Origin of the sequence: Acinetobacter johnsonii CIP 64.6 (assembly GCF_000368045.1) — a bacterium.
Taxonomy (GTDB): Bacteria; Pseudomonadota; Gammaproteobacteria; order Pseudomonadales; family Moraxellaceae; genus Acinetobacter; species Acinetobacter johnsonii.
Genome location: NZ_KB849235.1, coordinates 838379 through 864980, shown reverse-complemented (window position 1 = coordinate 864980; position 26602 = coordinate 838379). Strand labels below are relative to the sequence as shown.

23 protein-coding genes and 1 tRNA gene are annotated in these 26602 nt (G+C 42.3%); 9 read left to right on the top strand and 15 right to left on the bottom strand.

The genetic code is table 11. From position 1 onward, the window contains the following. Positions 1-201: 201 nt before the first annotated feature. The 5 genes from F986_RS10030 to F986_RS10010 all read right to left on the bottom strand — a co-directional run bounded on the left by F986_RS10030 (position 202) and on the right by F986_RS10010 (position 6269). Positions 202-1428 (bottom strand): amino acid aminotransferase, encoded by a 1227-nt coding sequence (locus tag F986_RS10030; protein ID WP_004694618.1) that lies wholly within the window; start codon positions 1426-1428, stop codon positions 202-204. A gap of 29 nt (positions 1429-1457) precedes the next feature. Continuing rightward, positions 1458-2858, bottom strand: a complete 1401-nt coding sequence (locus tag F986_RS10025) for an amino acid permease (RefSeq protein ID WP_004694616.1) — start codon at positions 2856-2858, stop codon at positions 1458-1460. 164 nt (positions 2859-3022) lie between these two features. Next, positions 3023-4084, bottom strand: coding sequence for a 4-hydroxyphenylpyruvate dioxygenase (gene hppD / locus F986_RS10020; protein ID WP_004694614.1), 1062 nt, complete (start codon positions 4082-4084; stop codon positions 3023-3025). Between the two features lie 677 nt (positions 4085-4761). Then, positions 4762-4837: transfer RNA gene (locus F986_RS10015), tRNA-Arg, on the bottom strand. Between the two features lie 79 nt (positions 4838-4916). Beyond that, positions 4917-6269: an amino acid permease gene (locus F986_RS10010; RefSeq protein WP_004694612.1), complete on the bottom strand. Its 1353-nt coding sequence runs from the start codon at positions 6267-6269 to the stop codon at positions 4917-4919. A gap of 331 nt (positions 6270-6600) precedes the next feature. Between F986_RS10010 and prpF the strand changes: the two genes are divergently transcribed. Continuing rightward, a complete protein-coding gene (gene prpF / locus F986_RS10005) occupies positions 6601-7791 on the top strand; it encodes a 2-methylaconitate cis-trans isomerase PrpF (protein WP_004694609.1) in 1191 nt (396 codons plus the stop codon). 316 nt (positions 7792-8107) lie between these two features. Continuing rightward, the gene (locus tag F986_RS10000) at positions 8108-9019 is read left to right on the top strand and encodes a polyprenyl synthetase family protein (RefSeq protein ID WP_004694607.1); all 912 of its coding nucleotides are present in this window, start codon (positions 8108-8110) and stop codon (positions 9017-9019) included. 140 nt (positions 9020-9159) lie between these two features. Here the strand turns inward: F986_RS10000 and F986_RS09995 are convergent, their stop codons facing one another. From F986_RS09995 to F986_RS09980, 4 genes are all read right to left on the bottom strand, one after another. Continuing rightward, on the bottom strand, positions 9160-10017 hold the full coding sequence (locus F986_RS09995; RefSeq protein ID WP_004694605.1) for an SPFH domain-containing protein: 858 nt from the start codon (positions 10015-10017) through the stop codon (positions 9160-9162). Between the two features lie 15 nt (positions 10018-10032). Further along, positions 10033-10506 (bottom strand): NfeD family protein, encoded by a 474-nt coding sequence (locus F986_RS09990; protein WP_004694603.1) that lies wholly within the window; start codon positions 10504-10506, stop codon positions 10033-10035. Positions 10507-10603: 97 nt separating this feature from the next. Continuing rightward, entirely contained in the window at positions 10604-11521 is a 918-nt protein-coding gene (locus tag F986_RS09985) for a patatin-like phospholipase family protein (protein ID WP_004694601.1), read from the bottom strand. 65 nt (positions 11522-11586) lie between these two features. Further along, the gene (locus tag F986_RS09980; protein WP_004694599.1) at positions 11587-12216 is read right to left on the bottom strand and encodes a 1-acyl-sn-glycerol-3-phosphate acyltransferase; all 630 of its coding nucleotides are present in this window, start codon (positions 12214-12216) and stop codon (positions 11587-11589) included. A gap of 136 nt (positions 12217-12352) precedes the next feature. Between F986_RS09980 and F986_RS09975 the strand changes: the two genes are divergently transcribed. The 5 genes from F986_RS09975 to F986_RS09955 all read left to right on the top strand — a co-directional run bounded on the left by F986_RS09975 (position 12353) and on the right by F986_RS09955 (position 18957). After that, the gene (locus tag F986_RS09975) at positions 12353-13609 is read left to right on the top strand and encodes an MFS transporter (RefSeq protein ID WP_004694598.1); all 1257 of its coding nucleotides are present in this window, start codon (positions 12353-12355) and stop codon (positions 13607-13609) included. A 141-nt stretch (positions 13610-13750) separates the two neighbouring features. Further along, the gene (locus F986_RS09970; protein WP_004694595.1) at positions 13751-14875 is read left to right on the top strand and encodes a porin; all 1125 of its coding nucleotides are present in this window, start codon (positions 13751-13753) and stop codon (positions 14873-14875) included. 420 nt (positions 14876-15295) lie between these two features. Further along, a complete protein-coding gene (locus tag F986_RS09965; RefSeq protein ID WP_004694594.1) occupies positions 15296-16954 on the top strand; it encodes a phosphoethanolamine transferase in 1659 nt (552 codons plus the stop codon). A 3-nt stretch (positions 16955-16957) separates the two neighbouring features. Then, on the top strand, positions 16958-17638 hold the full coding sequence (locus F986_RS09960; protein WP_004694591.1) for a response regulator transcription factor: 681 nt from the start codon (positions 16958-16960) through the stop codon (positions 17636-17638). A gap of 2 nt (positions 17639-17640) precedes the next feature. Beyond that, positions 17641-18957 carry an ATP-binding protein gene (locus F986_RS09955; RefSeq protein WP_004694590.1) on the top strand — a complete coding sequence of 439 codons (1317 nt, stop codon included), beginning with the start codon at positions 17641-17643 and terminating at the stop codon, positions 18955-18957. On the opposite strand, the gene F986_RS09950 is transcribed toward F986_RS09955, so the two are convergent. Then, positions 18947-19657 carry a phosphatase PAP2 family protein gene (locus tag F986_RS09950; RefSeq protein ID WP_004694588.1) on the bottom strand — a complete coding sequence of 237 codons (711 nt, stop codon included), beginning with the start codon at positions 19655-19657 and terminating at the stop codon, positions 18947-18949. The genes F986_RS09955 and F986_RS09950 overlap by 11 nt on opposite strands. Positions 19658-19821: 164 nt before the next feature. On the opposite strand from F986_RS09950, the gene F986_RS09945 reads away from it, so the two are divergent. Continuing rightward, positions 19822-20514 (top strand): HAD family hydrolase, encoded by a 693-nt coding sequence (locus F986_RS09945; RefSeq protein WP_004694586.1) that lies wholly within the window; start codon positions 19822-19824, stop codon positions 20512-20514. 70 nt (positions 20515-20584) lie between these two features. On the opposite strand, the gene F986_RS09940 is transcribed toward F986_RS09945, so the two are convergent. Then, positions 20585-21772: an ammonium transporter gene (locus F986_RS09940; protein WP_004694584.1), complete on the bottom strand. Its 1188-nt coding sequence runs from the start codon at positions 21770-21772 to the stop codon at positions 20585-20587. 724 nt (positions 21773-22496) lie between these two features. On the opposite strand from F986_RS09940, the gene F986_RS09935 reads away from it, so the two are divergent. Continuing rightward, a complete protein-coding gene (locus F986_RS09935; RefSeq protein WP_004694582.1) occupies positions 22497-23219 on the top strand; it encodes a carbonic anhydrase in 723 nt (240 codons plus the stop codon). Positions 23220-23281: 62 nt separating this feature from the next. On the opposite strand, the gene F986_RS09930 is transcribed toward F986_RS09935, so the two are convergent. The 4 genes from F986_RS09930 to F986_RS09915 form a co-directional block, all read right to left on the bottom strand. After that, on the bottom strand, positions 23282-24007 hold the full coding sequence (locus F986_RS09930) for an amino acid ABC transporter ATP-binding protein (RefSeq protein WP_010326224.1): 726 nt from the start codon (positions 24005-24007) through the stop codon (positions 23282-23284). Positions 24008-24021: 14 nt separating this feature from the next. Next, a complete protein-coding gene (locus tag F986_RS09925; RefSeq protein WP_004694578.1) occupies positions 24022-24705 on the bottom strand; it encodes an ABC transporter permease subunit in 684 nt (227 codons plus the stop codon). Beyond that, complete coding sequence (locus F986_RS09920) at positions 24705-25448, bottom strand: amino acid ABC transporter permease (protein WP_004694576.1); 744 nt, start codon at positions 25446-25448, stop codon at positions 24705-24707. The genes F986_RS09925 and F986_RS09920 overlap by 1 nt, the downstream gene beginning before the upstream one ends. A gap of 68 nt (positions 25449-25516) precedes the next feature. Next, on the bottom strand, positions 25517-26461 hold the full coding sequence (locus F986_RS09915; protein ID WP_004694574.1) for a transporter substrate-binding domain-containing protein: 945 nt from the start codon (positions 26459-26461) through the stop codon (positions 25517-25519). Between the last annotated feature and the right edge of the window lie 141 nt (positions 26462-26602).

Below are 26602 nucleotides of genomic sequence, written 5' to 3'. Positions count from 1 at the left end.
CCACATCGCTGGAAATCCAACTCAAATTAAAAAATAGGCATGGGGTTCAGCGGACGCTTACAAAGGAAAAGGGGAAATTAGGAAATAGACAGTGACGCTTAAACCCGTAGACTTAGGTTGCCTTGATTCAAGTTCTGAAAAATAACGATAAAAAAGGCTTCTAACCCTAGAGTGAGAAGCCTAAGTGAACATGATATATTTTTAAGCAAGCACAGACTCAGCGGAGCTTGCCGCTTTAAGCACAGTCGCCATCGACTCAGCCACATAATCAATATTGTTTAAATTTAGGCCAGCAGTACACATACGGCCGCTGCGGACTAAATAAATACCATAATCGTGTTTCAGCAAATCGACCTGTTCTGCACTTAAGCCCGTATAACTAAACATGCCTTGTTGCTGGGTCAGATAGCTAAAGTCCATATCTGGTAGCGCTTGACTGAGTTTGTCTTCAAGTAAGCGACGCATCAGTAAAATGCGCTGACGCATTTCTTCTAATTCAGACTGCCATAGCTGAGACAATGCTGTGTCATTTAATACCTGACTCACCAATAACGCACCGTTAGCTGCTGGGCTAGAATAAATGCGACGGACTGTCGCTTTAAGCTGGCCCAATACATTTTGGGCAATGTTTGCGTCATCGCAGACAAAGCTCAAGCTACCAACACGTTCGCCATATAAGGAAAAGATCTTGGAAAAAGAATGGCTGACAATAAAGTTCATACCAGACCGATCTAGCGCGTGGATTGCATAAGCATCTTGTTCTAATCCTTGACCAAAACCTTGATAGGCCATGTCCAAGAAAGGAATCAAGTCATTTGCTTTTAGAACCTCAATCACTTGATCCCATTCATGAGGTTCTAAATCTGCACCTGTCGGGTTATGACAGCAAGGATGCAGTAGTACGATACTTTGAGCAGGCAGCTGCTTTAAGGTATCTAGCATCGCAGTTAGATTTACGGCATTGGTATTTGCATCATAATAAGGGTAGAAATGGGTTTGAACACCAGCACCATTAAAGATCGCAATATGATTTTCCCAAGTCGGTTGACTGACCCAGATTTCAGACTTCGGGAAATATTTGTTTAAGAAGTCTGCACCTACTTTGAGTGCACCAGAACCACCCAAAGTCTGAATGGTGACGACACGTCCTTGCTGACGAGCAGGGCTTGCCTGACCGAAAATGAGTTCTTGTGCAGCGTGATTAAAGCTCTTGAGCCCATCCATCGGCAAATACACTCGGACTTTGTCATAGTCAGGAATTAAATGAGTATAGGCTTTTTGAACCGACTGCAGCTGCGGCACGATATTATCTTCATTATAATAAAGTCCGATACTGAGATTGACCTTATTCTGGCGCGTATCTTTGCTGAATTCCTCCATCAGAGAAAGAATCGGGTCACCTGCATAGGCATCAATATGTTGAAACATGAATACATCCTAATATGATAAATACGATATTACGCTTCTGGTAAGGAAGTGATTTTACTTTTTTCAAGCAACGCAACATGATCTTCTTGCTTTCGTTTAAAGAGATAAGCCGTCAGTAAAATCGCAATCCAGACTGGAATCATGAGAACTGCAATTTGCATATCTGGGCTACGACTCATAATGAGCAGAATACTCGCCATGAAGGCAATACATAAATAATTGGTAAATGGATAGGCCACACTTGGGAAGTGAGTTTTTACCTGCATGCGATTCATGGCTTTTTTAAACTTTAAATGTGTATAAGAAATCACGACCCAGTTAATCACAATAGCCGCTACGACTAGCATCATGAGTAAGTTAAATGCTTTTTCAGGAAATAAATAGTTAATCAGAACACATATTAAAGTAAAGAAAGCTGAAACCATAATGGCATTTACAGGAATACCACGCGGATTAATTTTGCTTAAAAATTTTGGGGCATTGCCCTGTTGTGCCAGACCAAGCAGCATTCGGCTGGTACAGTAATTGGTGCTGTTATAGACAGAAACAGCCGCGGTCAAAACCACAAAATTTAAAACAGCGGCCACGGTCTGGCTGCCTAAAGAGTCGAAAATCAATACAAAAGGACTACCGCCTTCGGCCATCATATTCCATGGATAAAGTGACAAAATCACGACTAGGCTTAAGATATAAAACAACAGGACGCGGTAAACAATTTGATTGACGGCTTTTGGAAGGGTTTTCTGAGGATTATCTGTCTCTGCTGCTGCAATACCTACCAGTTCAATTCCACCGAAAGCAAACATAATCATGGCCATAGCTATCACTAAGCCTGTAATACCATTTGGGAAGAAGCCACCGAGCTGCCATAAATTTTGTAAGCTAGACTGGCTATGACCACTACCGCTGGCCAACAAGTAACTACCAAAAGCAATCATGGCAATAATTGCCACGACCTTAATGATGGCTAACCAAAATTCCATTTCACCAAATAATTTCACGTGCAGTAAATTAATGACATTAATGAAAATAAAGAAACCCAAAGCAGAAACCCACGTTGGAATATCAGGCCACCAGTAATGGATATAGAGGCCGACAGCACTGAGTTCAGCCATACACACTAAAATATTGAGTACCCAATAATTCCAGCCAGACATAAAGCCCGCAAATTTGCCCCAGTATTTATAAGCAAAATGACTAAAAGAACCACTCACGGGTTCATGCACAATCATTTCACCAAGCTGGCGCATCATGAGAAAGGCTATAAGGCCTGCGATGGCATAGCCTAAAATAACAGAAGGTCCTGCGAGTTTGATGGTTTGTGAAATACCGAGGAATAGCCCCGTGCCGATAGAACCACCGAGGGCGATGAGCTGAATATGACGATTACTTAAACCTTTTTTCAGGTTTCCTTGTTCAATATGCTGCATTTTTATTCTTCATCCATGTGAGATAAAGCCTTGAACCATGATGATGTTTAGTTATTTTTATATTGTCATCGGAGCAGACTTTAATTTTACGAGTATAGTTCTTGCACAAAAGTTAAATTTCCCTGTACATAAAACTATATGTACAGGGAAATTCTAGAAATCGTTTAAGCTTTAGATACATCTAAAACGCCACGTTTAATTTGGTCGCGTTCAATCGACTCAAATAGCGCTTTAAAGTTGCCTTCACCAAAACCGTCGTCATCTTTACGTTGAATAAATTCAAAGAAGACAGGGCCTAGCATATTTTGGGAGAAAATTTGCAAGAGGAGACGTTTATTACCGTCTTTAGTATTGCCATCCAGCAAAATGCCACGTTTTTGTAGCTCATCGGCAAGTTCACCGTGGTTAGGCAAACGCTCATCTAGCATTTCATAGTAGGTATTGGGTGGAGGTGTCATGAACTTGGCACCTAACGCTTTGAGTTTGTCCCAAGTGCTGATCAGGTCATCACAAATGAAGGCAATATGCTGAATACCTTCACCGTTAAATTCATTGAGGAATTCGGCAATCTGACCATTTCCTTTATCCGAATCTTCATTCAGCGGAATACGGATTTTACCATCTGGTGCCGTCAGTGCCTTGGACGTCAGGCCAGTATATTCACCTTTAATATCGAAGTAGCGAATTTCTTGGAAGTTAAAAATCTTTTCATAGAAATCAGACCAATACTGCATACGGCCTTTATACACATTATGGGTCAAATGGTCGATTTCATATAAACCTGTGCCGACAGGATGGGAGGGTACATCATCAAAGAAAATGAAGTCATTTTGGTAAATGTCACAATCGACGAGGAAAATAGGAGAGCCGCCAATCCCTTTAATTGCTGGGATATTTAGCTCCATCGGACCAACTTGGTTGTAAATTGGTTCAGCACCAATTTCTATCGCCTTTTTAAATGCCTTTGCCGCATTCTTGGTACGGAAACCCATTGCACAGGCAGAAGGGCCGTGTTGTTTATAGAAATAAGCTGCATACGATTCAGGCTGATAATTAAGAATGATATTAATTTTGCCCTGACGCCATAAATACGCATTTTTAGACTTATGCTTTGCCACTTTGCTGAATCCAATGGTTTCAAACACCGCATCTAGCTGACCATCTTCAGAAACAAATTCTATAAATTCGAATCCACATAGTTCTAATGGGTTGGCTAATTCATTCATACAACGTCCTCATTTCTTTTTTAAGCAATCCTATTGCTTATCTTTTTAACGATTCCTTTCAGAGCCAACGGGCTGGTCGCTACAATTCTAGAGCGAGAGAGACAAATCCGTTTGTCTGAAATGGGCCACCTGTTCAGCAACATTCTTAATGTTGAGTGAACAAGTGTAGAAATTTTAATTCATCATACTTGATCTAAATTATTATTCAATACGTAATTTAATTACGCAATAAATAAAATTGATAAATGATTGACCTATAAATTAAATTAATACTATTCATAAAAATAATTTTTAAAATAGGGGCGCTTTGTTATACCAAGATTTCAGGATGAAATCTGTGCTATAGGACTAAAATAGAAGGGAAAAATTGGGTATGAAATTTGGCTTATTCAGTGAATCTATTGAGAGCAGCTATTTTAAACAGCCAACCAACTGATTCGAGCACGAAAATTAATTGTAAAGTGTCAAGAATAGTTTGACTTAGTTAGACCTGACTTGAAAACCCAGATGCAGGGTGTCGCAACGAGCGAGTTTCTTCACGCTGAATTTTTTGCATCAGCTTGAGGGGCTGTTGGATCGGAGTCCAAGTTTGAGGGGGATTATTAGTATCTGGGCGCGATGAATCGAATTTTTAGTGTTTATGATTAGGCTTAGAGAGATTGAAAACAAATATAAAATGGTGCGCTCTGCGGGACTCGAACCCACGTCGGTCGCTTAGGAGGCAACTGCTCTATCCAGTTAAGCTAAGAGCGCAAAAGTGCGGTTAATGTAGCTGATTTTACTCAAAAAAAATAGTTATTGCCGAAACAATAACTATTTAAAAATGAATATTTTATGCTTTTCTATACAGGATTTTGTATAGAACGAACATTAATACAATCCAAATTGGAATCATGATCACAGCGCCGCTTAAACCTTGAGTCCACATGATGTAAAGCACTACAGCAATAAATCCAAGCACAAGGTAGTTACTGAAAGGTGACCAAAGTGCAGGAAATAATGGTTTTTTTGCTTCGCTTTTCATGGCCTTCATAAATTGAAGATGAGTTAAGCTGATCATGGCCCAGTTCAATACCAAAGCACCAACAACAATATAAATTAAGTTGCTGAGAGCATCTTCTGGCGCAAAATAATTCAACAGTACACAACCGAAAATGAGTAATGCTGAAAACAAGACTGCTGGAATTGGTACCCCTTGCTTATTGGTTTTACTGAAGATTTTAGGTGCATTGCCTTGCTGTGCTAAACCAAACAGCATGCGGCTGTTAGCATACATACCACTGTTATATACAGAAAGTGCTGCAGTCAAGATAATAAAGTTAAGCAAATGCGCAGCCCAACCAATACCTAATTGACTGAAGATCATTACAAATGGGCTCTTATCTAAGCCGCCAAGTTGCAATTCATTCCAAGGTACAAGCGATAACAAAATGGTCAATGAACCCACATAGAAAATGAGGATACGGAATACCACTTGGTTGATTGCTTTCGGAATTGATTTTTGTGGGTTATCAGCTTCTGCTGCAGCCATACCAATCAATTCAATACCGCCAAAGGCAAACATGAGGAAGGCAAGCATATAGAAGAGGCCTTCAACGCCATGCGGGAAGAAACCGCCATGTGACCAAAGGTTGCTAAATGAAGCCGTGGAATCTGCGCCTGCCGTAGCCAAAAGATAAAGACCAAATACAATCATAGCGACGACGGCCGTGACTTTGATAATAGCTAGCCAGAACTCTGATTCACCGTAAAACTTCACATTACCTAAATTGACTAAGGTAATGATCACAAAGAAGGTGAGAACAGATGCCCACGCAGGAATGTGGGGCCACCAGTAGTTGATATACTTCGCAACAGCGGTCAGCTCGGTCATGGCTACTAGAACATATAGAATCCAGTAGTTCCAGCCTGCAAGAAAGCCTGCAAATTTGCCCCAGTATTTGTTTGCAAAATGACTAAAAGAACCAGCTACAGGTTCCTCAACAATCATTTCCCCGAGTTGACGCATGATTAGAAACGCGATTAAACCGCCAATTGCATAGCCCAAAATAATGGATGGGCCAGCAGATTCAATCACATGTGCGGAACCTAAAAATAAGCCAGTACCAATTGCGCCGCCCATGGCAATCAATTGAATATGACGGTTCTTTAAGCCACGCTGAAGTTGAGACGACTCTTTATTCAAGTTATTTCAGCCCGACAATGGATAAGTGTTTCCGATTGTAATAGATCGCGAAGAAATCGCATAGTAGCTCAAAATCCATGAAAAAAAGTTATTATTCATATGAAAAATAATGTGTAATGAATTGTAAATAAAAAACATACGAATCAATATATTAATTTTATTTAAATTATCAAATCAGGAGTTTTATTTGGAAACCGGACGTTCACAAATGATGTTTTTTTAGACTTAAGTCTGTATTTTACGTAGGCATAGGGAAAAAAGGTATGATGAGCCTAAGTTAAATCAGATCTTTTGACTTAACACAATGATAAATATGAAGGATTCAATAAAAATGAGTTTTGCACCGCAAATCAAAATTCCAGCAACGTATATGCGTGGAGGGACCAGTAAGGGCGTATTCTTTAAATTAGATGATCTCCCAGAAGCCGCGCAACAGGCTGGACGCGTTCGAGATCAGTTATTGCTCCGTGTGATTGGTAGCCCGGATCCTTATGCAAAGCAGATTGATGGTATGGGTGGTGCAACATCGAGTACCAGTAAAACGGTGATTTTAGCGAAGAGCCAACAGCCCGAACATGATGTCGACTATTTATTTGGGCAAGTGTCGATTGATCAGCCTTTTGTCGACTGGAGCGGAAACTGTGGCAACTTAACGGCTGCTGTAGGCTCATTTGCGATTTCAAATGGTTTGGTCGATGCTGCACGTATTCCCGAAAATGGCATCTGCACAGTCCGCATTTGGCAGGTGAATATTCAAAAAACCATTATTGCACACGTACCTATTACGCAGGGCCAAGTTCAAGAAACAGGTGATTTTGAACTGGATGGCGTGACGTTCCCAGCTGCAGAAGTGCAAATTGAATTTTTAGATCCAGCCGATGATGGTGAAGATGGGGGTGCAATGTTCCCAACAGGGAATTTGGTTGACACTTTAGAGGTTCCAGAGATTGGTTGCTTTCAAGCAACGTTTATCAATGCAGGTATTCCGACCATTTTCTTAAATGCAGAAGACATTGGCTACACGGGGAGTGAATTACAAGACGCAATTAATGGCGATGCTAAAGCTTTAGCGCGTTTTGAAACCATTCGTGCCTATGGTGCAAAACAGATGGGGCTGATTCAAGACATTTCTGAAGCTGCCAGTCGTCAACACACGCCTAAAATTGCTTTTGTTTCTAAGCCAAAACAATATGTCTCGTCGAGTGGTAAAACCATTACAGAGCAAGACACCGATTTATTGGTTCGTGCACTTTCTATGGGTAAATTACACCATGCGATGATGGGGACAGCAGCTGTTGCCATTGGTACCGCAGCAGCGATACCAGGAACCTTGGTCAATTTGGCCGCGGGTGGTGGAGCACGTGAAGCCGTTCGTTTTGGTCATCCTTCAGGGACCTTACGTGTGGGAGCGCAAGCGATACAAGAAAAGGGTCAGTGGGTAGTAAAAAAAGCTGTCATGAGCCGTAGTGCACGCGTGTTGATGGAAGGTTGGGTGCGTATTCCAGCGGAAAGCTTGGATTAACGCTATGTAAAAAGCCTCTTTCTGTAGAGGCTTTTTTATGTCAACTCTAGGTCTGTGATAAGAAGGCTAAAAATAACCAAGAGCATGAGAGGTGAATTTTAGAGCTTGATTGCTTGTGTAATGGCTGCTTGAAATAGTAGAAAAGTCATTCTTATCACCTCGTCTGCAAAAATTAATAGAATACTGTGCCTTGTTTGTGCTTTCGGCATAGAGAAAGCGGGCAGAAAGCAGTATCATGCCAACAGATCATTTTAAATGATCGGCTCAGGCAAACTGAGTACCAGATTAATTTATCCTATTGTTATTCGAGGCGAATGTGTCAGCACTAACCGACGTATCAGCAAATGCACTCCAACAGGCTCAACAACGTATTCACGATGATTTATTGACGGCACTTGATGCTTTTTCAATTCCGGAACCGTTAAAGAGTGCTGTGCATCATGCGGTCATGTTAGGTGGCAAACGTGTGCGTCCTGCGCTGTGCTATGCCACGGCACATTTAAAGCCAAACAATAATGCAGCGGCCGTGCGCCGCGCCGCTGTAGCTGTGGAACTGATTCATTGTTATTCCTTGGCACATGATGATTTGCCGTGTATGGACAATGATCTTTTGCGTCGTGGTCAGCCGACCTGTCACGTGGCTTATGGTGAAGATACAGCGTTGCTTGCGGGCGATATCTTGCAGTCCATGGCATTTGAAATTTTAGGTAGTCGACTGTTTGATGCTGGCCCAGTGGTTGATCAGGGTATTGTACTGAAGCAGATGCAAATTTTAGCGACAGCGAGTTCTAAAATGGTGTGTGGACAAGTCCTTGACCTACAAGCCGAAGGTAAACGTGTCGATCAGGCTGCACTTGAAAATATCCACCGAAATAAAACGGGTGCATTGATTTCTGCTGCGGTGATGATGGCCGCGGTGACTGTATTTGACGGTTGCGATCAAGCGATTCCAAAGTTACGTGAATATGCGCAGGCAATTGGTTTGGCTTTTCAGGTGCAAGATGATATTTTAGATATCATTTCAAATACAGATGTACTGGGTAAAACCGCAGGGAAGGATGAGCAAGTCGAAAAATCGACTTATCCAGCCTTGATGGGGCTAGGCGCTGCACAAGAGTATGCCAAGACTTTGCATGATCAAGCCTTTGCTGCTCTGGCTTATTTCCCAACTGATGCGGCAGCAGAACTTAATCAGATTTCACAGTTTTTATTGGCTCGCCAAAGCTAAGTTTGAGTGTTTAGATTAAAAAAGAGGACATAGCGTGTCCTCTTTTTTAATGCTTGTTTCTTAGAGGCTTGAGTTTTTCCTCAACCACAATAAAAAAGACAGCTCGAAAGCTGTCCTCATTCAATGAAACCAAGCATCAGTTAGATGTCTTTACGTCCCATAACACCACGGATGGTACTTAAAATATCGGCTGGCAACACCACTGTTTTAGCATTGTTCGATTTAGATATGTCTTGCATCGCTTTGACATATTGTTCGCCCAACAAGTAAGCCACAGGAATTTCCTTGTCGCCCACAGCCGAAGTGACCATTTCAATGGCACGCTGAGAAGACTCTGCTAAGACCACTTGTGCTTCTGCATCACGACGAGACGCTTCTAAACGTCCATCAGCTTCTAAAATCGCTGCTTGTTTTTCACCGTCTGCTTTGGTCACGGTCGCACGACGTTGACGCTCAGCTGCCGCTTGCGCTTCCATTGCGGCCTGCATCGTTGAAGAGGGTTGAATATCTTGAATTTCAACGGTTTTTAGGGTAATGCCCCAGTCTGAAATATCATCCGAAATGGCTGCTTTAAGTTTGGCTTTAATGTGATCACGAGACGATAGCGCATCATCGAGATCCATTTCACCAACGATTGAACGCAGTGAAGTTTGCACTAAGTTTTGAATGGCCCATGTATAGTTTTCAATTCCATAGACAGCATTTACAGGCGTGGTAATGTTGATATAGGCCACTGCATTCATGAGCAAAACGGCATTATCGCGGGTAATCACTTCTTGAGAGGGAATGTCTAATACAATGTCTTTGGTCGTCACTTTATACGCCACTTCATCGACATAAGGAATCACAAAGTTGAGACCTGGATTCAACGTGGTATGGTATTTACCCAGACGTTGCACGATCCATTTATAACCTTGTGGAACAATACGGACACCTTTAAAAATGGTGACAGCGGCAAAAGCCAAAATTGCTAAAACGACAATAAATCCACCAGACATATGCTTAACTCACTTTTATCTATTTTCGTTGGTTGAGAGATGTGCTTTGACCATTAAATCATTGCCCAGTATTTCAACGACACGCACTCGGTCGCCGACGTGGACTTTATCTAAAGTACGACAGTTCCATTCATCTGAACCGAGTACTGGAATGGGGAAGCGAACGCGAATGTGTTCACTTTCAGGACTCGCTTGAATCACCATGCCAATTTGACCGATGGTTGCTTCACGAGACAGTCCTGCTTTGGTTTTGTCAGTCGAAAGTGGTTTAATAAACTTAAACCAAAGTAAAGTGCATAAAATTGACAAAATAATCCACGTCACAAACTGCGTGGTAACACCCATCATTGGGAACATCCAGTACAAAATACCGACCATAATGGCCGCAATACCGAACCACAATGCGGCAAAAGCAGGCAGAATTAGCTCTGATAACATTAACAGAACGCCCAATACAAACCAGTGCCAAGGCTCAAAAGCAAATTCCATACATCTACTCATATATTCGTTATAGGGATATAGATGCAGAAGCATCTATATCAATTTAGCAGATGAATAAGTCTTTGAATATTAAAAATCAAATTTTTTAGAATTTGGCTTTAGGGGCAGGTTTAAAGGCAGCAGGGGTCTTTTTAAAATCGACAATGGCTTTTTCAATCGATTTAATTTTGAGCTGTGCGGCTTTTTCACCTTCTAAAATAGATTGATTGCTGGCTTTTAAGTCCAAAGTACCCAAGTGTCCGACTTTGGGTTGAATCACCACAGTCGCTTGGCTCAATTCTTCATTGATGCTTTGCTGCCCCATAATATTAATGGTCTGGTCGAGCAAGCCCCACATATTGAGGGGTTTGTTGCCGACAGGGCGCGCTGAAATATCAATCGCGATCACAATATCCGCGCCCATGTCCTTGGCTGTTTTGACTGGAATTGGGCTGACCAGACCGCCATCAACATACTTGGTTCCACCAATTACCGCAGGGACAAAAACGTTCGGAATACTGCATGAGGCACGTACTGCTTGGCCTGCATTGCCTTTGATAAAGTCGGCTTTACGTCCAGTGTCAAGACGGGTCGCCACCGCAGCAAAGCGGATAGGGAACTGTTGAATCGGTTTGTTGCCGACGTGTTTGTTGACATAGTCTTGTAGCTTTTGACCTTGAACAAACCCTTGGGAGTTGAGGGTTAAGTCTCGAATGTCCGATTCTTTTAAGGTCAAGGCAATTTGCTGAAGCTGGAAAGGCGTTTTACCACTGGCATAGATACTGCCCACAAAACTTCCCGCACTGGTTCCAGTGACAATTTTAGGTTTAATACCATGTGACTCTAAAACTTTAAGCACCCCAATGTGTGCAAAACCTTTGGCACCGCCACCGCCGAGTGCAATCGCAATCACAGGTTCACGAGCTTGAATGGGAGTTGTTGTTGGTGTTTTCTTTGATGCAAGATCACATCCTGCCATAGTCAGTGTGAGTGTACCAATCAGAGATAAACGAGCAAAATTCATGGTCAAAAGTACTAAAACGTAAAACAAATAATGGTGCACATCTCAGCAGATTCGACCTTGATATACTAGCTATTTTTTAAGCGTTTTTGTAAAGGCTTGGCCAACCATCTTGGGTTCTTGGCTGAAAATTTGCCGATATACAGATCTAAAATATGTTCTAGGTCTTGCTCAAAATCCCCAGTAGGATGAAACACACCCAAGCAGTGGATAGTTTTTTGCGCATAGTCAAAGGAAAACATCACAATCGGAATCTGTGCACCATACGCAATGCGATAAAAGCCACTACGGATGGATTCGGCTTGCTTACGTGTGCCCTCAGGTGCCATCCCGAACCAAATTTTTTCTTTGCTGTGAATAATATCGATAATGTCTTGGGTTAACCCTTGGGCATGGCTACGATTGACAGGAATGACGCCAATCCACTCAAGTAAAGGTTTCAGTGGGGTATGAAACAAACTGTTCTTGCCAAAAATGGTGATTTGCAGGCCTAAGCCCAGTAGAGCCGTAAAGCCATGCCATGCATCGATATTGGAGGTATGCGGCGAGATAATTGCTACCGCTTTAGGCAAGTTCGGAAATTCGCCAACAAAGCGCCAACCTTGCGCCAAATAAAGCTGCTTAAAAATAGCGCGAGTGAATGCAGATGAGCTACGACTTGGAACTTGATCTGGTAGTTCTGGAAAATATGGGTTCATTGTTATTATACTCAATCGACCAAGATGTATATGATCTCATCATAAGCACTGATCGGCTTGAATTCATTGGCAAAAAAAGTGAACGGATACCGATCTCAGATGAACATTTTGACCAATCCATGTATATAGGAACAGCATGCTACAGACTCGCAATGTATATATTTTGCTGTTTTCATTGTATTGGGCGCAGGGCTTACCTGTTGGGTTTATGACCCATGCCTTGCCTGTCATTTTAAGAGCACAGGGTGTGTCACTGGCACAGATTGGGGGCTTCGGGCTGCTGATGTTGCCGTGGTCGGTCAAAGTGTTTTGGGCACCAGTATTAGATCGTTTTGGGATCACCCGTTTTGGCCACTATCGGAGTTGGGTTATTCCATTGCAGTTCCTTACGGTGCTGGTGCTGATCGGACTATCTTTCCTCCCGATTGATGGATTAAATCAACCTATTTATTTATGGGCTTTCTTTGTGGGCCTCCTGAGTATGAATTTGCTAGGGGCAACGCAAGATATTGCAACCGATGGATTGGCGGTCAATATTTTAAAAGGGGAACAACAGCACTGGGGCAATACCTTTCAGGTGATTGGATCGCGTCTGGGTTTTATTGTCGGTGGTGGTGCAATCTTGTGGGCATTAGATTGGCTGAGTTGGCAGAGCACTTTTTTGATGCTAGCGGCAATCGTCTTTATAAACACGCTGCCGATTTTAATTTATCCAGAGCCAAAACATCGAGAAGTTTCAGCAGCTCAGACCACATCTTTTAAACTCCAGCAGATCAAAAACTATTTGGCTTATTTTGTCCAGAGTCCCGTACTCGTAGCATGGTTAGCAGTGCTTTTGAGCTTTAAAATAGCGGATGGTTTAGCAGGGCCACTTTTGAAGCCTTTGATGGTCGATTTGGGTCTGAGTTTTTCTCAGATAGGGCTTTATGTCACCATGCTAGGTGCATGTGCCGCCTTAATAGGTGCAGGACTTGCGGGCTATAGTTTGAAGTTGATTCGCCGTGCCACGGCTTTAGTGCTGTATTCAGTGCTTAAAATATTCAGTCTGGCGGCTTATACATGGTTAGCCTTTCAATATGAAAACCAGCACAGTATTCAGCCGTGGCTGATTTATCTAATCAATGCCTTTGAAGATATGACCTCATCGATGCTGTTGGTGGTCATGCTCACTCTAGTGATGCAGTACAGTCGTAAACATCTGGCAGGCACGGATTTTACTTTTCAAGTGGCGCTGATGGCCACTGTCAGTGGTGGTTTGTATAGTGTGAGTGGTCTATTGGGAGATTGGCTCGGCTATTTTAATTATCTGTGTATGATTGTAGTCATTGCGATGTTGAGCCTGTGGTTTATCTTCAAATGGCGTGGCATTGCGATGCATTCTGACCTTTCATAATTCATTCATAAATAAATCATAAAAAGTGCTAAATAGTGACGTAAACAATTAAAAAATATAACTAAATAATTTTTTAATTGTTCTGTCATATATGTCTGAACGGTAATATTTGTAACAAATTTACCGTAGGATATTTTGATAATGAAAACACAAATTGCAGCCGCAATCGCTTTAAGTTTAGTGGCAGGGGTAACATTCGCAGCACCTACTTTTTATGGTGAAATTGATGTCACGGCCGATTATTTACCTGAAGACAATGCCTCGCCAAATAAAGACCGCGATGTGGTCGAGCTGAATTCCAACAACTCCTTTTTGGGGTTAAAAGGCGAAGAGAAGCTGACAGATCGCTTAAATGCACTATACCAAGCTGAATTTACCTTCTATGTGGACAATGGCGGTAGCACGGATACTTTCGTTCCGCGTAATTTACTCGTTGGCTTACAAGACCAGAAATTGGGTACATTGAAAGTCGGTAAAATTGATACCCCTGTTAAACAACTGTCTTCAGTGGTAGATACCTTTAATAACTATGTGGCCAACAAAGCCGATGTGGCGGGGATTTTCACGGGTGAGAACCGAGTCGATAACGTGCTGGTCTATGAAACACCTGCTTGGGGAGTGGGTACAGGTAAACTGAAAGCTGCGGCACTGTTAGCAACAGGTGAAGCAGGGGGGATTGAAAAATCTAAAGGCGGTGCAAAAGTTGCAGGGCGTGGTCTGGGCGATGCTTGGTCAGCATCAGTGGTCTATGACAGTAAAAAGTTTGTTGCAGGGATTGGTTATGATAAGGCCATTCCGTCAACTTTTGCAGGACGTGGCACGTTGAATGCGTCAGCGCCTGAAGTGACTGGCAGGGTTGCAGGCAGTGCTTTTGCAGCAGCAGATACCTTGCGCGCGATTGGTCGAGTAAATCTGAATAATGGTTTGGCACTGAAAGCCTTATATCAAACTTCTGAAGTGGCGGATGTACAAGGCAATGATGCTGCCGCGGTTGCCATAGACGACGCACAAGGCTGGTTGGTTGGGGCTGAATATAACTTACCGACTGCCAAAGCTTGGACAGTGAAAGCGCAATACAGTCAAAACTCAACCAGCTTTAAAATATCTAAAGAAGACTTTGATGCACAGCAGTTTATTGCAGGTGCTGACTATGCCTTTACTAAGCAAGTTAAAGCTTATGGTTACGCAGGGATTTTAACGCTTGAACAAGCATCATTTGAAACCAAACAACCTGTAGTAGGTACGGGCATCGAGTACAAATTTTAATGTTTAAGTGATGGAAAAGGGCAAAGTCTCTAAAGATTCATGCGAATCAGTTAAGTTTTATAGAAACTCCTTAACTTTTTGTCGTTCACGATGGAATCTTCGTATTTTAAAATTCAATATTTGGAGCTCGTCCGTTCTTCGGTTGAGCCAAAAGAACCAAAAACATTTGTCATCCGCAAAACCTTTTTCTTTTCTGCATTTAAATGATCATTTTGCCAAAACATTCCTTTTAAATGGACATGCAGGTTTCGGATGACGTTTCCGCGTATTAAATAATATTGTGGGCTCAAAAAGGGCATCTGATTGCTTAACTGATCGGTATGGCGTTATATATTTGGCCACAGCGCCTTTTTTATTTAAGCGAGTTTTAAGTTTAGAAAACTACATTGGGGACATCCGCTCAGCAAGACATAATTTAAAATGTTCAATTTGCAGTCTATTTTTAAAGATGTTTCACTTTCGCGCTTTAACGTATATTTGGCGCTGTGGTTAGCCGTGGTTTTAAATGTGATGTTCTATAAGCAAGTTCAGTTGCTTACACCGTATCATGGTTTCAAAGCGTATGCTTTTATCGGTGCTACCGTTTTGGTGGTGTTGGCTTTTTATCATTTGGTTTTTCAGCTGCTACAGTGGCGACCGATGGCTAAAGGGTTGGCTGCGTTATTGATCATCATTGGTGGAATGAGTGCATATTTTGTTAACAGCTTAGGCGTTTCGATCACACCAGATCAGATCCAAAACATGATGCAAACCGATGGCAATGAAGTGCGCGACTTGTTGTCATGGCGTCTAGTACTGTGGATTGGGGCGGTGGTGGTGCTACCTTTAGTGGTTTTATTTAAGGTCAAAATCCGCCGTGATCCTTTCAAAACCGTGTTATTGCACAAGCTGTTCGGTAGTGCAGTTTCTATTTTACTGATTGCAGGCATGTTGTTTATTTTCTTTGTTGATTATGCCGCGATTTTCCGTGAGCATCGTGATCTCAAAGGGATGATTTCACCGCAAAATGCGATCAGTTCAACGCTGTCATATTATAAAAAAAATCGACCACAGCAGCATTTACCGTTGGTGACTTATGGTGAAGATGCCCATTTGGTAGAGCAAGTCAAACAGCAAAACTTGCCGAAATTGATGGTTTTGGTGGTCGGTGAAACGGCACGTGCAGAAAGTTTTTCTTTAAATGGCTATGCGAAAAAGACCAACCCTGAGCTGGAAAAACTCAATGTCATCAACTTTAATCAAGTCAGTTCTTGCGGGACAGCCACTGCAGTTTCGGTGCCTTGTATGTTTTCAGGCATGCCACGTGAAAACTACGATGCACAGTTAGCGCACCACCGTGAAGGTTTATTAGACCTTGCACAGCGTGCTGGTTACAAAGTGACATGGATTGACAATAACTCTGGCTGTAAAGGCGTTTGTGATCGGGTTGAACAGTATAAAATTCCAGAACCGATACAGAAAAAATGGTGTTCAGCCGATGGCGAATGTACCGATGAAATTTTGGTGGATAGCTTAAAAGCCTATATGGCTGGTATTGCGGCTGATGATAAAACGCCACGTTTAATTGTGTTACACCAAATGGGCAGTCATGGACCAGCTTACTATAAGCGTTCAACGCCTAAGTTTCAGCCTTTCCAACCGATGTGTGAAACCAATGCCATTCAAGCCTGCACACCTGAACAGCTGAAAAATAGTTATGACAACTCCATTGTTTATACCGACCATGTGTTGAGTCAACTGATTGGTGTATTGAAGCAAAACTCAAACTTTGAAACTGGTTTTTGGTATTTATCTGACCATGGTGAGTCGACTGGTGAACACGGGCTATATTTACATGGTTCACCTTATGCCATTGCACCGAGCCAACAGATCCACGTGCCGATGCTGATGTGGTTTTCAGAAACATGGCAAAAGCGGAATCCGCAACAAATCGCTTGCTTAGGGCAACAAAAAAGCCAAGAATTAAGCCAAGATCATTTGTTCCCAAGCTTATTGAGTTTACTTGGGGTAAAAAGTACAGTGATTGATTCAAAAAATAATATGTTAGAACACTGTACTGCGACCAAAGCGAGCGCTTAGACCATGTCAAAAATATTGATTATTGAAGATGATTTTATGATTGCTGAGTCCACACAAACGCTGCTGCGTTATCAGCAGTTTGATGTGGTATGGGTCAATAATGGTTTTGATGGTTTAAAGCAATTACAACAATATCCATTTGATGTGGTGTTGTTGGATTTGGGCCTACCGATGATGGATGGGATGCAGGTCCTTAAAAATATTCGCTCACTTTATCCGACTTTGCCTGTGCTGATTATTTCGGCACGAGATCAATTACAAAACCGAGTTGATGGTTTAAACCATGGTGCGGATGATTACTTAATTAAGCCTTATGAGTTTGATGAGTTGCTGGCACGTATTCATGCGTTATTACGTCGTAGTGGCGCGTTAAAACAGCAAAAACAAAGCCAGACTTTGAGTTATGCAGGTCTAGAGTTAGATGAAGATTTGCACTTAGCCAAGTACAAAGGGCAGACCATTGATTTGTCGAACCGAGAATGGGCTATTTTAATTCCTCTGGTCAGTCATCCCAATAAAATTTTTTCCAAAACCAATTTGGAAGAAAAGCTCTATGACCTTGATTCGGAAATTAATAGCAATACCATTGAAGTTTATATTCACCATTTGCGTGCCAAACTTGGCAAAGACTTTATCCGTACCATTCGAGGTTTAGGCTATCGTTTGGGGCAGGTTGAAGCATAACGATGGCGAAGTCGACTCCTGTTTCTTTAAAGCGTCAACTGATTACCTATACCTCTTTATTTAGTATTGTGATGGGGTGTTTGTTGGTGATTGCAGCGTATCGCATTGCACTTGAAGAGACCAATGAGATACTCGATGCACAAATGCGTAATTTGGCAGAGCGTGTTGCAGCGCATGATCCCGCTCCAATTAAGAGTGAATTTGAGGCGGACAGACACTATCACGAAGAAGATTTATTTGTAGATGTCTGGTCGTATGGACTGCCTGAACAACGGCAACATGAGTTTGATTTATTAATACAACCTGTCAAAAAAGCAGGATTTTATACTCATCATACAGCACAAGGCTTATGGAATACCTATGTGCTGCCAACAGAAAAGTATCAAATTCAAGTCAGTCAGCAGCGCAGTGTAAGACAAAAGCTGGCTTTAGAGCTGGCGGCCAATATGTTGATTCCATATTTACTGTTTATGCCTTTGGCTTTATGGGGACTAAGTTGGATTATTGGGCGTAGTCTAAAGCCCTTAGATGAGTTTAAAGCGGAACTTGCACAGCGTGAACCATATGAACTGAGTGAGATTCGTCCAGACGGTTATCCACTGGAAATTCTTCCGACCATTAATGAAATGAATCGTTTATTTGAACGCATTTCGCTGTCGCAAAAAGAACAAAAGCAATTTATTGCCGACGCAGCGCATGAGCTCAGAACCCCTATTACAGCACTGAATTTGCAAATGAAAATTTTGCTGCATGAGTTTCCAGAACACCAAGCATTAAAAAACCTAAGTTTAGGCTTAATTCGGACTCAACATTTGGTATCACAACTGCTCAATTTGGCGAAACAGGATGCTTCCTTACCAAGTTTAGAACCGACACAAAGGCTAGGGCTAAGTGATGTGGCGGTTGAATGTATGGAGCAACTGATGGAGCTGGCGCTAGCCAAAAGCATCGATTTAGGCTTGGAACAGCATGAAGAACTTTGGCTAGAAACTCAAAGTTCAGCCTTACATTCTATTGTCTATAATCTCTTGGATAATGCGATTAAATATACGCCTGAACAGGGCGTGATTAATGTCTCCATTTATCAGCAAGATCAGCAAGCCATTGTTCAAATTGAAGACAGTGGACCGGGCATTGAGCCAGAACTTTATGATCATATTTTAAAGCGTTTCTATCGCGTACATCACCATCTGGAAGTCGGCAGTGGATTGGGTTTATCCATTGTCGATAAAGCCGCAGAAAAAATTGGCGCCAAACTGCACTTTGGACAAAGTGCAGGATTGGGCGGCTTACAAGTTCAAGTGATCTTTAAGCTGTAGTTTCGGCTTGAGTTGGGCTGGACAGTGTAAACTGTTTATAACACAGCGCATATGCCAGTACATTGACCAGCCAAATCACCCATGCCGTCCATAAATTGTGACTAAGGAAATGCGCACCCCGCATCATTTGCGCCCAACCCATGACAAAGCCTAAAATCAGGGCAGCAAGCAAATAAAACCACGCGCGTTTGGGTTCATTTAGACGGTATACGAAATATCCCACAAAGAGTGCAAAACCTGTTGCGGCATGTCCTCCAGGGAAGCAATGTCCTGCGCTGGCTGATAAGTCCCAAAAGAAATCATGTGCTGTGGCCAGTGTCATGTCCCATGGGCAGGCATGCGCAGATTGTGATTTTAAAATCCCAATGAGGCTGGTACTGATGAGGACTAAGCCAATGAAATAACCATTTTGCCAACGCTGGGGCTTGAACGTAGCCCATTTATATGAAGTGAGCCATTTCAGCAAATAAATTACATACACTGCGATGATGATGTCTTTAACATAACGGTGATTCAGTTCTGCTAAGGCCCAGTCGCGCTTTAGTGGAAAATGACCAGTTTGATCCATAAAGGGGTGAATCAGTTGTAAGTCGATGGTGCCCGCCACAGGGAAGAGCAGCCACAATACGGCAAAACCCAGCGTCAAAATAAAAAACTGAAGGATGAAAAAACGTTGCTGATCCGACACAAGTGAGGCCATGTTCTGAAAATAAGCGCTATTCCAACAGCGTCAGCTTAAACGAGGCTTAACATAAACGCTGTTTCATCTGCTTTAGCATGATCTGTGCTTTGGTTATCGCTTTAAGGCGAATACAAAGTGTCGTTTCAGTGTTACATTTGCTCTCAAATACATGAGGTTTAAACATGTCGATACGTGCTGTTCTATTTGATTTGGATAATACCTTGACGCATCGTGGACGAAGTGTTGCGGCTTTTAGTCAAAGCCTTGTCGACTATTATCAAAGCCAACTTAACTGCGTTGATGTGGAGCAGATTGAGTCGATTGTGAATCGGATTGACAATGGTGGTTATCCCTTAAAAGAGTATTTAACCCATCCCAGTATCGGTGCTTCTGTGGCTTATGCGTTGCTACAGGAGTTAAACTGGCAGGTGCCTCCACATTTAGAAGAGTTAAGCAATTTCTGGTTTGAACAGTTTGGTTGCAGCGCTGTGGCAATGCCTGAGGCTGAGCAAACACTGACCCGTCTAAAGCAAGCAGGATATAAACTCGCCATTATTTCAAATGGCGGTCATTCCACACGGCTGTCTATATTAAATGGCTTGGGCTTTCAGCATTATTTTGATGTGATCAATAGCTCTGGATTGTTTGGTCAAGCCAAACCCCAAGCTGATATTTTTATAGATACCGCACAGCAGTTGGCTGTTGATGTGGAGCAGTGCTTATTTATAGGAGATCATCCTATTAATGATGTACAAGGTGCGCAGCAGGCAGGAATGCAAGCGCTGTGGCTATCAGGCTTTCATGTTCCTTTAGTACAGATGACTGCACCGAGTATTACGGCATTGTCTGAGATTTTCGATTATTTAGAGCGCTAAAAGCCTCTTATAATGTTCAATACGAATAAAAAAAAGCGGCCCATGTGAGCCGCATTAAAATGGAAATGCTTTAGAACATACTGTCATCTGAGTTGGCAGAGATTTTATGAATGGATAAATCGGCACCGCGGAATTCATCTTCTTGGCTTAAACGGATGCCCATCGTGGCTTTTAAAGCGCCATAGACCACCAATCCACCAATAAGAGCAATACCAATAGCCAATAGCGTTCCAATCAGCTGTGACATCATCGCAACACCGCCCAAACCACCAAGCCATTTTTGACCAAAGATCCCGACTGCAAGCCCACCAAAGGCACCACATACGCCGTGCAAAGGCCATACACCGAGTACATCATCGATTTTTAGCTTGTTTTGGGTGTAGGTGAAAAGTTTGACAAAAATCAGTCCAGCAATGGCGCCAATCACCAATGCCCCAATCGGATGTACGACATCTGAACCTGCACAAATTGCCACAAGACCCGCTAAAGGGCCATTGTGTAAGAAGCCAGGGTCATTTTTTCCTGCGAAGTTAGCTGCCAAAGTACCGCCAACCATGGCCATAAGTGAGTTAATCGCGACCAGTCCTGAAATTGCATCTAAACGCTGCGCACTCATCACATTAAAGCCGAACCAACCGATGATCAAAATCCATGAACCTAGAGCCAAGAACGGAATAGACGAAGGAGGATGCGCACTGACACGGCCATCTTTTTTGTAGCGACCATCACGTGCACCGAGTAGAACCACCGCAGCCAGAGCGATCCAGCCTCCCATAGCATGTACGACCACTGAACCTGCGAAGTCATGGAAACTTGCACCGAAAGTATCTTGTAGCCACTGTTGTAAACCAAAGTTGCCATTCCATGCGATTCCTTCAAAGAAAGGATAAACCAAGGCCACCAATAACACGGTTGCAATCGCTTGTGAGCGCATTTTGGCACGCTCGGCAATACCGCCTGAAATAATGGCTGGAATTGCGGCCGCAAAAGTGAGCAGGAAAAAACAGCGCATCAGGTTATAACCATGATCCGCCGCTAAGGTATCCCCGATATGGAAAAAATGATGTCCATAGGAAATGTAATAACCAACAAAGAAGTAGGCGATTGCGGAAAGTGAAAAGTCCGTTAAAATTTTGCTTAAAGCGTTGACTTGGTTTTTATGACGAACTGTCCCTAGTTCTAAAAAAGCAAAGCCCGCGTGCATGGCAAGGACTAAAACCGCACCAAGAAGAAGAAAAAGTAAGTCAATATTTTGCATGTTTAGGTTCCATTTGAGTGCAAAATTTTGCAAAAAGAAACTCAGTATACTGATGCCTGTAATTTCGTGAAGATCTCAGCAAAAAGGAAATATTGATTAAGTTTTGCTTAAAAATAACAAGACTCGATATAAAGCAAAAGTGTGCACCATGATGGTGTTTGTGCATTGCAGTGGTGCATGGGTTAAAATATAAGTTAATATTAAGTTTATGAATATATTATGTTTATCTAAGTTTCTTTATTTTAAATATACAGGTGTATATTTTATCTTTTGAGTTAAACCCAAAAGTAGCAACACAAAAAAAATGATAAAAAAAATCGGTCAGCCGCTATTTTTATTTGAGTCTCCGTTGCTCTGTTCTCTTTTGGAACGCTCATGCCATGAAATGTGCGTGGTGATTGTGCATCAGTGAAAGATTTTAAACATGATTGTATTTTCTCATTCTTATTTTAATTTATCACAGATAAAGGGTGAATAATCACATAATTGCATGTAATTAATTGTAATTATTGTGATATATGATCAGTCCTATTTCATCATTTTTCATCTAGAACAAGACAAAAAGTAGGGCAGCATTGGCTTTTTGCTGAAAAGTCATGATTACAGAGTTTGCACAAAAAACAAAGACAAGCAGGCAGAATTGGCATTTTAGGTTTTGCTGCTTGAGCGTGATTTCTTAGAGGATATTGGGGCGTTTTAAACTGATATTTTTTGATGGATTATGATGAAGAAAAAACTAATAGCAACATTGTTTGGTCTCCCATGTGTGATGGCTTGGGCCAGTAGTGAAGTAACTTCGGATTGGGGTTATCAAGCACAAACAGCACCGCAGTATTGGAGCCAGCTCAACACCAAATACCAAACTTGTGCGGGGCATAATCAATCGCCCATTAATCTTGAGCATGTGATTTCAGCAGACCTTGCGCCACTTGATTTTGATTATAAAACGGCTGCAACGAGTATTGTGAAGCTCCCTCATACTTTACAAGCCAATTTTCATCAAGGCAGTTATTTAAGTTTAGAGGGAGAACGATTTCAATTATTGCAAATGCATTTACATAGCCCTTCAGAAAATACGATTCACGGCAAAAGTTTTCCGATGGAATTACATTTAGTCCATGCTTCTGAAAAAGGAGAGCTGGCTGTGGTTGCGGTGATATATGAACAAGGGAAAAAGAATCAAGCACTTGATGGGCTGTGGCAGCAGTACAGGCAACCCCAGAAAGCACTCAATTTAAACGCAGATCAATTTCTGCCGACACAACGCGAGTACTACCGTTTTAATGGTTCGCTCACGACACCACCGTGTACTGAAGGTGTACGTTGGGTGGTCTTAAAAGATATCCAGCAGGCATCAGCACAGCAAATCGCAAACTTCGCTGCACTGATGGGGTATCCGAATAATCGTCCTGTTCAAGCCACCAATGCGCGCTTGGTTTTAGACTAGAGCGTGAATTAAAAAAGCAGATCACACGATCTGCTTTTTTAATGTGGGATAATACGTCTGTGCTAGTGCAAGATCTTGTCTAAGAACTGTTGAGCACGATCACCACGTTTGGTGTTAAAGAAATCATCTTTGCTACAGTCTTCGACAATTTTACCTTGATCCATAAACAATACACGGTTGGCCACTTGGCGGGCAAAGCCCATTTCATGGGTGACACACATCATGGTCATACCTTCATGTGCCAGCTCGACCATCACATCAAGAACTTCATTAATCATTTCAGGGTCAAGCGCCGATGTAGGCTCATCAAACAACATGGCAATCGGATCCATGCTTAAGGCACGGGCAATTGCGACACGTTGTTGTTGTCCACCTGAAAGTTGTGCTGGAAATTTATGTGCATGCGCACTCAGCCCAACACGCTCTAAATAGCCTAAGCCTTTCTTTTTCGCTTCAGCTTCAGAGCGTCCCAATACTTTAATTTGTGCAATGGTTAAATTTTCAGTAATGCTCAAGTGTGGAAAGAGTTCGAAATGCTGAAACACCATGCCTACGCGACTGCGTAATTTGGTCAAATCTGTTTTCGGGTCTTTGATGGGAATTCCATCAACTGTGATTTGACCTTGTTGGAAAGCTTCCAGTCCATTCACTGTTTTAATCAGGGTCGATTTGCCTGAGCCGGATGGACCACAGACCACCACCACTTCACCTTGGCAAATTTGTGTGGTGCAATCGGTTAATACTTGAAAATCGCCATACCATTTACTGACATTTTGGAGGTCAATCATTACTTTTTGGTCGCTCATACGCTTAACCTCCTTTGTAATCGTTTTACTGCATATGTGGCTAGCATACTGATGGTGAAATACATTAGGCCTGCAAATAAAATATATTGCGTTAATAGAGACATCAAATCGCCCCGCACGTAGTTGGTGCGGAAAAAATCGAGTAGGCCAATGGCGTACACCATGGTTGAGTCTTGGAACAAGATGATGGTTTGCTGTAACAGCAGCGGTGTCATTTTACGAAAGGCTTGCGGCAAAATGATTAAGCGCATGGACTGACCATAGGTCATGCCTAGTGCATAAGCCGCGGCAGACTGTCCTTTAGGAATCGATTGAATCCCTGCACGTACAATTTCCGAGAAATAAGCTGCTTCAAACAACATGAACGCCACAATACTTGAGACCAAAGCGGTATCAATGGTCAGGTAATTTCCCGTGACTGTGGTGTAGATGAACGGTACAGCAAAGTAGAACCACATCAATACCAATAGGAGTGGAATCGAGCGGAATAAATTGACATAGCCTTGGGCAATTAAATTCAAGATGCGAATTGAAGACAAACGCATCAGTGCCAACAGCGTGCCAATGAAAATACCACCAATGGTGGCAATACAGACCACTTTTAAAGTGATGCTTAAACCATGCCATAGGGCAGGTGCAGATAACTGCAAATCATGGGTAAATGCGGTGAGCCATTCCATTATTTAGCTCCTGCAATTAAACCTGGGACACGTAAACGTTTTTCAAGCAGCGTCATTAAGGTAATTAAGCACACGTTGATAACGATGAAAATAATCGTGACATAGGTATAGATTTCGATGGTGTTCTGCGTATATTCGCTGATGGTTTTCATCTGCGAAATAATCTCGGAGACCCCAACTAAAGAGGCTACAGAAGTATTTTTGACGCAGTTGGTCAACTCTGAGCTCAGAGGCGGCAAAATCGTACGGAAGGACTGCGGTAAAATGACATAGCGGTATAGCTGTGCGGTACTAAAACCCATGGCATAACCTGCATTGACCTGTCCTGTAGGTAAGGCTTCAATGCCTGTACGGACTTGTTCGCAGACACGTGCTGCAGTAAACAGTCCCAGACCGATACTGGCTGAAATCAGCGCTGTTGTTCCTGCACTTAAATCATTAATCCACCATGACTTAATCGGACCAGGTAAGAAATTCGGCACCACATAAAACCAAATAAATAATTGGATCAGTAGCGGTACATTACGAAAAATGGTGACGTAGCCAGTGCCGATAGCACGTGCGGTTTTATTGGGAAGCGTGCGCATAATGCCGAGAATACTTCCGAGCACCATTGCAATGCTCCAAGCCACAATGGCAATAACAACCAGCCAGCCTAAACCAATTAAAATCCAACTGAGATAGGTGCTATCTCCGACGCCTGTGGATTGCCAAAGGACGTCCCAGTTCCAGGTATAATTCATGACAATCCCCTAAAATAGGTCAGGCAAAGAAACTTTGCCTGAGTGAACATTAATTCTTCCTTTATCGTTTACTGATCACGGTCATGTGGGTTTGCAATTAAGGCTTTAAGTTGGTCTGACATAGCAAAGTTCAGGTTAATGTTTTTCGGTGGAATTGGTTGTTCAAACCATTTGTTGTACATCTTGTTAATTTCACCTGAGCTATAAGTAGCTTTAATTGCATCATCAACCACTTGTTTAAAGCCAGTATCGCCTTTACGCAACATACAGCCATAAACTTCTTGAATTGGTGCTGTACCAACAATGTGCCACTTGTTTGGATCTTTGGCTTTCGATTTTTCTCCAGCAAGTAAAATGTCATCCATCATAAACGCAGCAGCACGACCACTTTGCAGCATCAAGAATGATTCAGCATGGTCTTTGGCAGAAATCACTTCACCAATACCGAGTTCTTTTTCATGCTGACGGATATAGCGTTCAGAGGTTGTTCCTGCTGTCGTTACTAATTTTTTGCCTTTTAAGTCAGCAAAGTCCTTCACACCTGAATCGGTTGTAGTAAGTAAACGTGAACCCACTTCAAAGAAGCCAACAGAAAAATCAACTTGTTGCTGGCGTTCTTTGTTGTTTGTAGTTGAGCCGCATTCAAGATCGACTGTGCCATTTGAAACCAATGGAATACGGTTTTGGCTGGTGACTAAGTTATAGCGAACTTTCAAATCAGGCATATTCAGCTTTTGTTTAACAGCCTCAACCACTTTGAGCTGTAAATCATGTGCATAACCGACAGGTTGATTTGGGTTGTCTGCGATATAGGAGAATGGAATAGAGGAGTCACGGTAACCTAAAACAATGGTTCCTGATTTTTTAATCTTATCTAAAGTGCCTGACTGTGAAGCATCTGCGCCAGTGCTAGCTGCATCCGCTGCAGGTGCTTTGTTGTCGCTACATGCACTAAGGCTCAGCGCAAGTGCACTTGCACAAAATAAGGTAGAAAGATTACGTTGCATAGTCATGTACAAACTCCTTTTGTTTGCAGCATCAATTGCATTGTTTTTATCAAAAACGTCAGAATTGGTTTAAAGCTTTATTCTGTGCAAAAGATGTTCTTTTTATGGTGTTTTTTTACAGCTTAGTCTGCATCTTAATCGAGATTG

Bases quoted from the DNA above. Each gene is read 5' to 3' on its own strand.
- F986_RS10030 (WP_004694618.1), bottom strand. From the start codon at position 1,428: ATGTTTCAACATATTGATGCCTATGCAGGTGACCCGATTCTTTCTCTG.
- F986_RS10025 (WP_004694616.1), bottom strand. From the start codon at position 2,858: ATGCAGCATATTGAACAAGGAAACCTGAAAAAAGGTTTAAGTAATCGT.
- hppD (WP_004694614.1), bottom strand. From the start codon at position 4,084: ATGAATGAATTAGCCAACCCATTAGAACTATGTGGATTCGAATTTATA.
- prpF (WP_004694609.1), top strand. From the start codon at position 6,601: ATGAGTTTTGCACCGCAAATCAAAATTCCAGCAACGTATATGCGTGGA.
- F986_RS09995 (WP_004694605.1), bottom strand. From the start codon at position 10,017: ATGTCTGGTGGATTTATTGTCGTTTTAGCAATTTTGGCTTTTGCCGCT.
- F986_RS09990 (WP_004694603.1), bottom strand. From the start codon at position 10,506: ATGGAATTTGCTTTTGAGCCTTGGCACTGGTTTGTATTGGGCGTTCTG.
- F986_RS09985 (WP_004694601.1), bottom strand. From the start codon at position 11,521: ATGAATTTTGCTCGTTTATCTCTGATTGGTACACTCACACTGACTATG.
- F986_RS09980 (WP_004694599.1), bottom strand. From the start codon at position 12,216: ATGAACCCATATTTTCCAGAACTACCAGATCAAGTTCCAAGTCGTAGC.
- F986_RS09975 (WP_004694598.1), top strand. From the start codon at position 12,353: ATGCTACAGACTCGCAATGTATATATTTTGCTGTTTTCATTGTATTGG.
- F986_RS09970 (WP_004694595.1), top strand. From the start codon at position 13,751: ATGAAAACACAAATTGCAGCCGCAATCGCTTTAAGTTTAGTGGCAGGG.
- F986_RS09965 (WP_004694594.1), top strand. From the start codon at position 15,296: ATGTTCAATTTGCAGTCTATTTTTAAAGATGTTTCACTTTCGCGCTTT.
- F986_RS09960 (WP_004694591.1), top strand. From the start codon at position 16,958: ATGTCAAAAATATTGATTATTGAAGATGATTTTATGATTGCTGAGTCC.
- F986_RS09955 (WP_004694590.1), top strand. From the start codon at position 17,641: ATGGCGAAGTCGACTCCTGTTTCTTTAAAGCGTCAACTGATTACCTAT.
- F986_RS09950 (WP_004694588.1), bottom strand. From the start codon at position 19,657: ATGGCCTCACTTGTGTCGGATCAGCAACGTTTTTTCATCCTTCAGTTT.
- F986_RS09945 (WP_004694586.1), top strand. From the start codon at position 19,822: ATGTCGATACGTGCTGTTCTATTTGATTTGGATAATACCTTGACGCAT.
- F986_RS09940 (WP_004694584.1), bottom strand. From the start codon at position 21,772: ATGCAAAATATTGACTTACTTTTTCTTCTTCTTGGTGCGGTTTTAGTC.
- F986_RS09935 (WP_004694582.1), top strand. From the start codon at position 22,497: ATGAAGAAAAAACTAATAGCAACATTGTTTGGTCTCCCATGTGTGATG.
- F986_RS09930 (WP_010326224.1), bottom strand. From the start codon at position 24,007: ATGATTGACCTCCAAAATGTCAGTAAATGGTATGGCGATTTTCAAGTA.
- F986_RS09925 (WP_004694578.1), bottom strand. From the start codon at position 24,705: ATGGAATGGCTCACCGCATTTACCCATGATTTGCAGTTATCTGCACCT.
- F986_RS09920 (WP_004694576.1), bottom strand. From the start codon at position 25,448: ATGAATTATACCTGGAACTGGGACGTCCTTTGGCAATCCACAGGCGTC.
- F986_RS09915 (WP_004694574.1), bottom strand. From the start codon at position 26,461: ATGACTATGCAACGTAATCTTTCTACCTTATTTTGTGCAAGTGCACTT.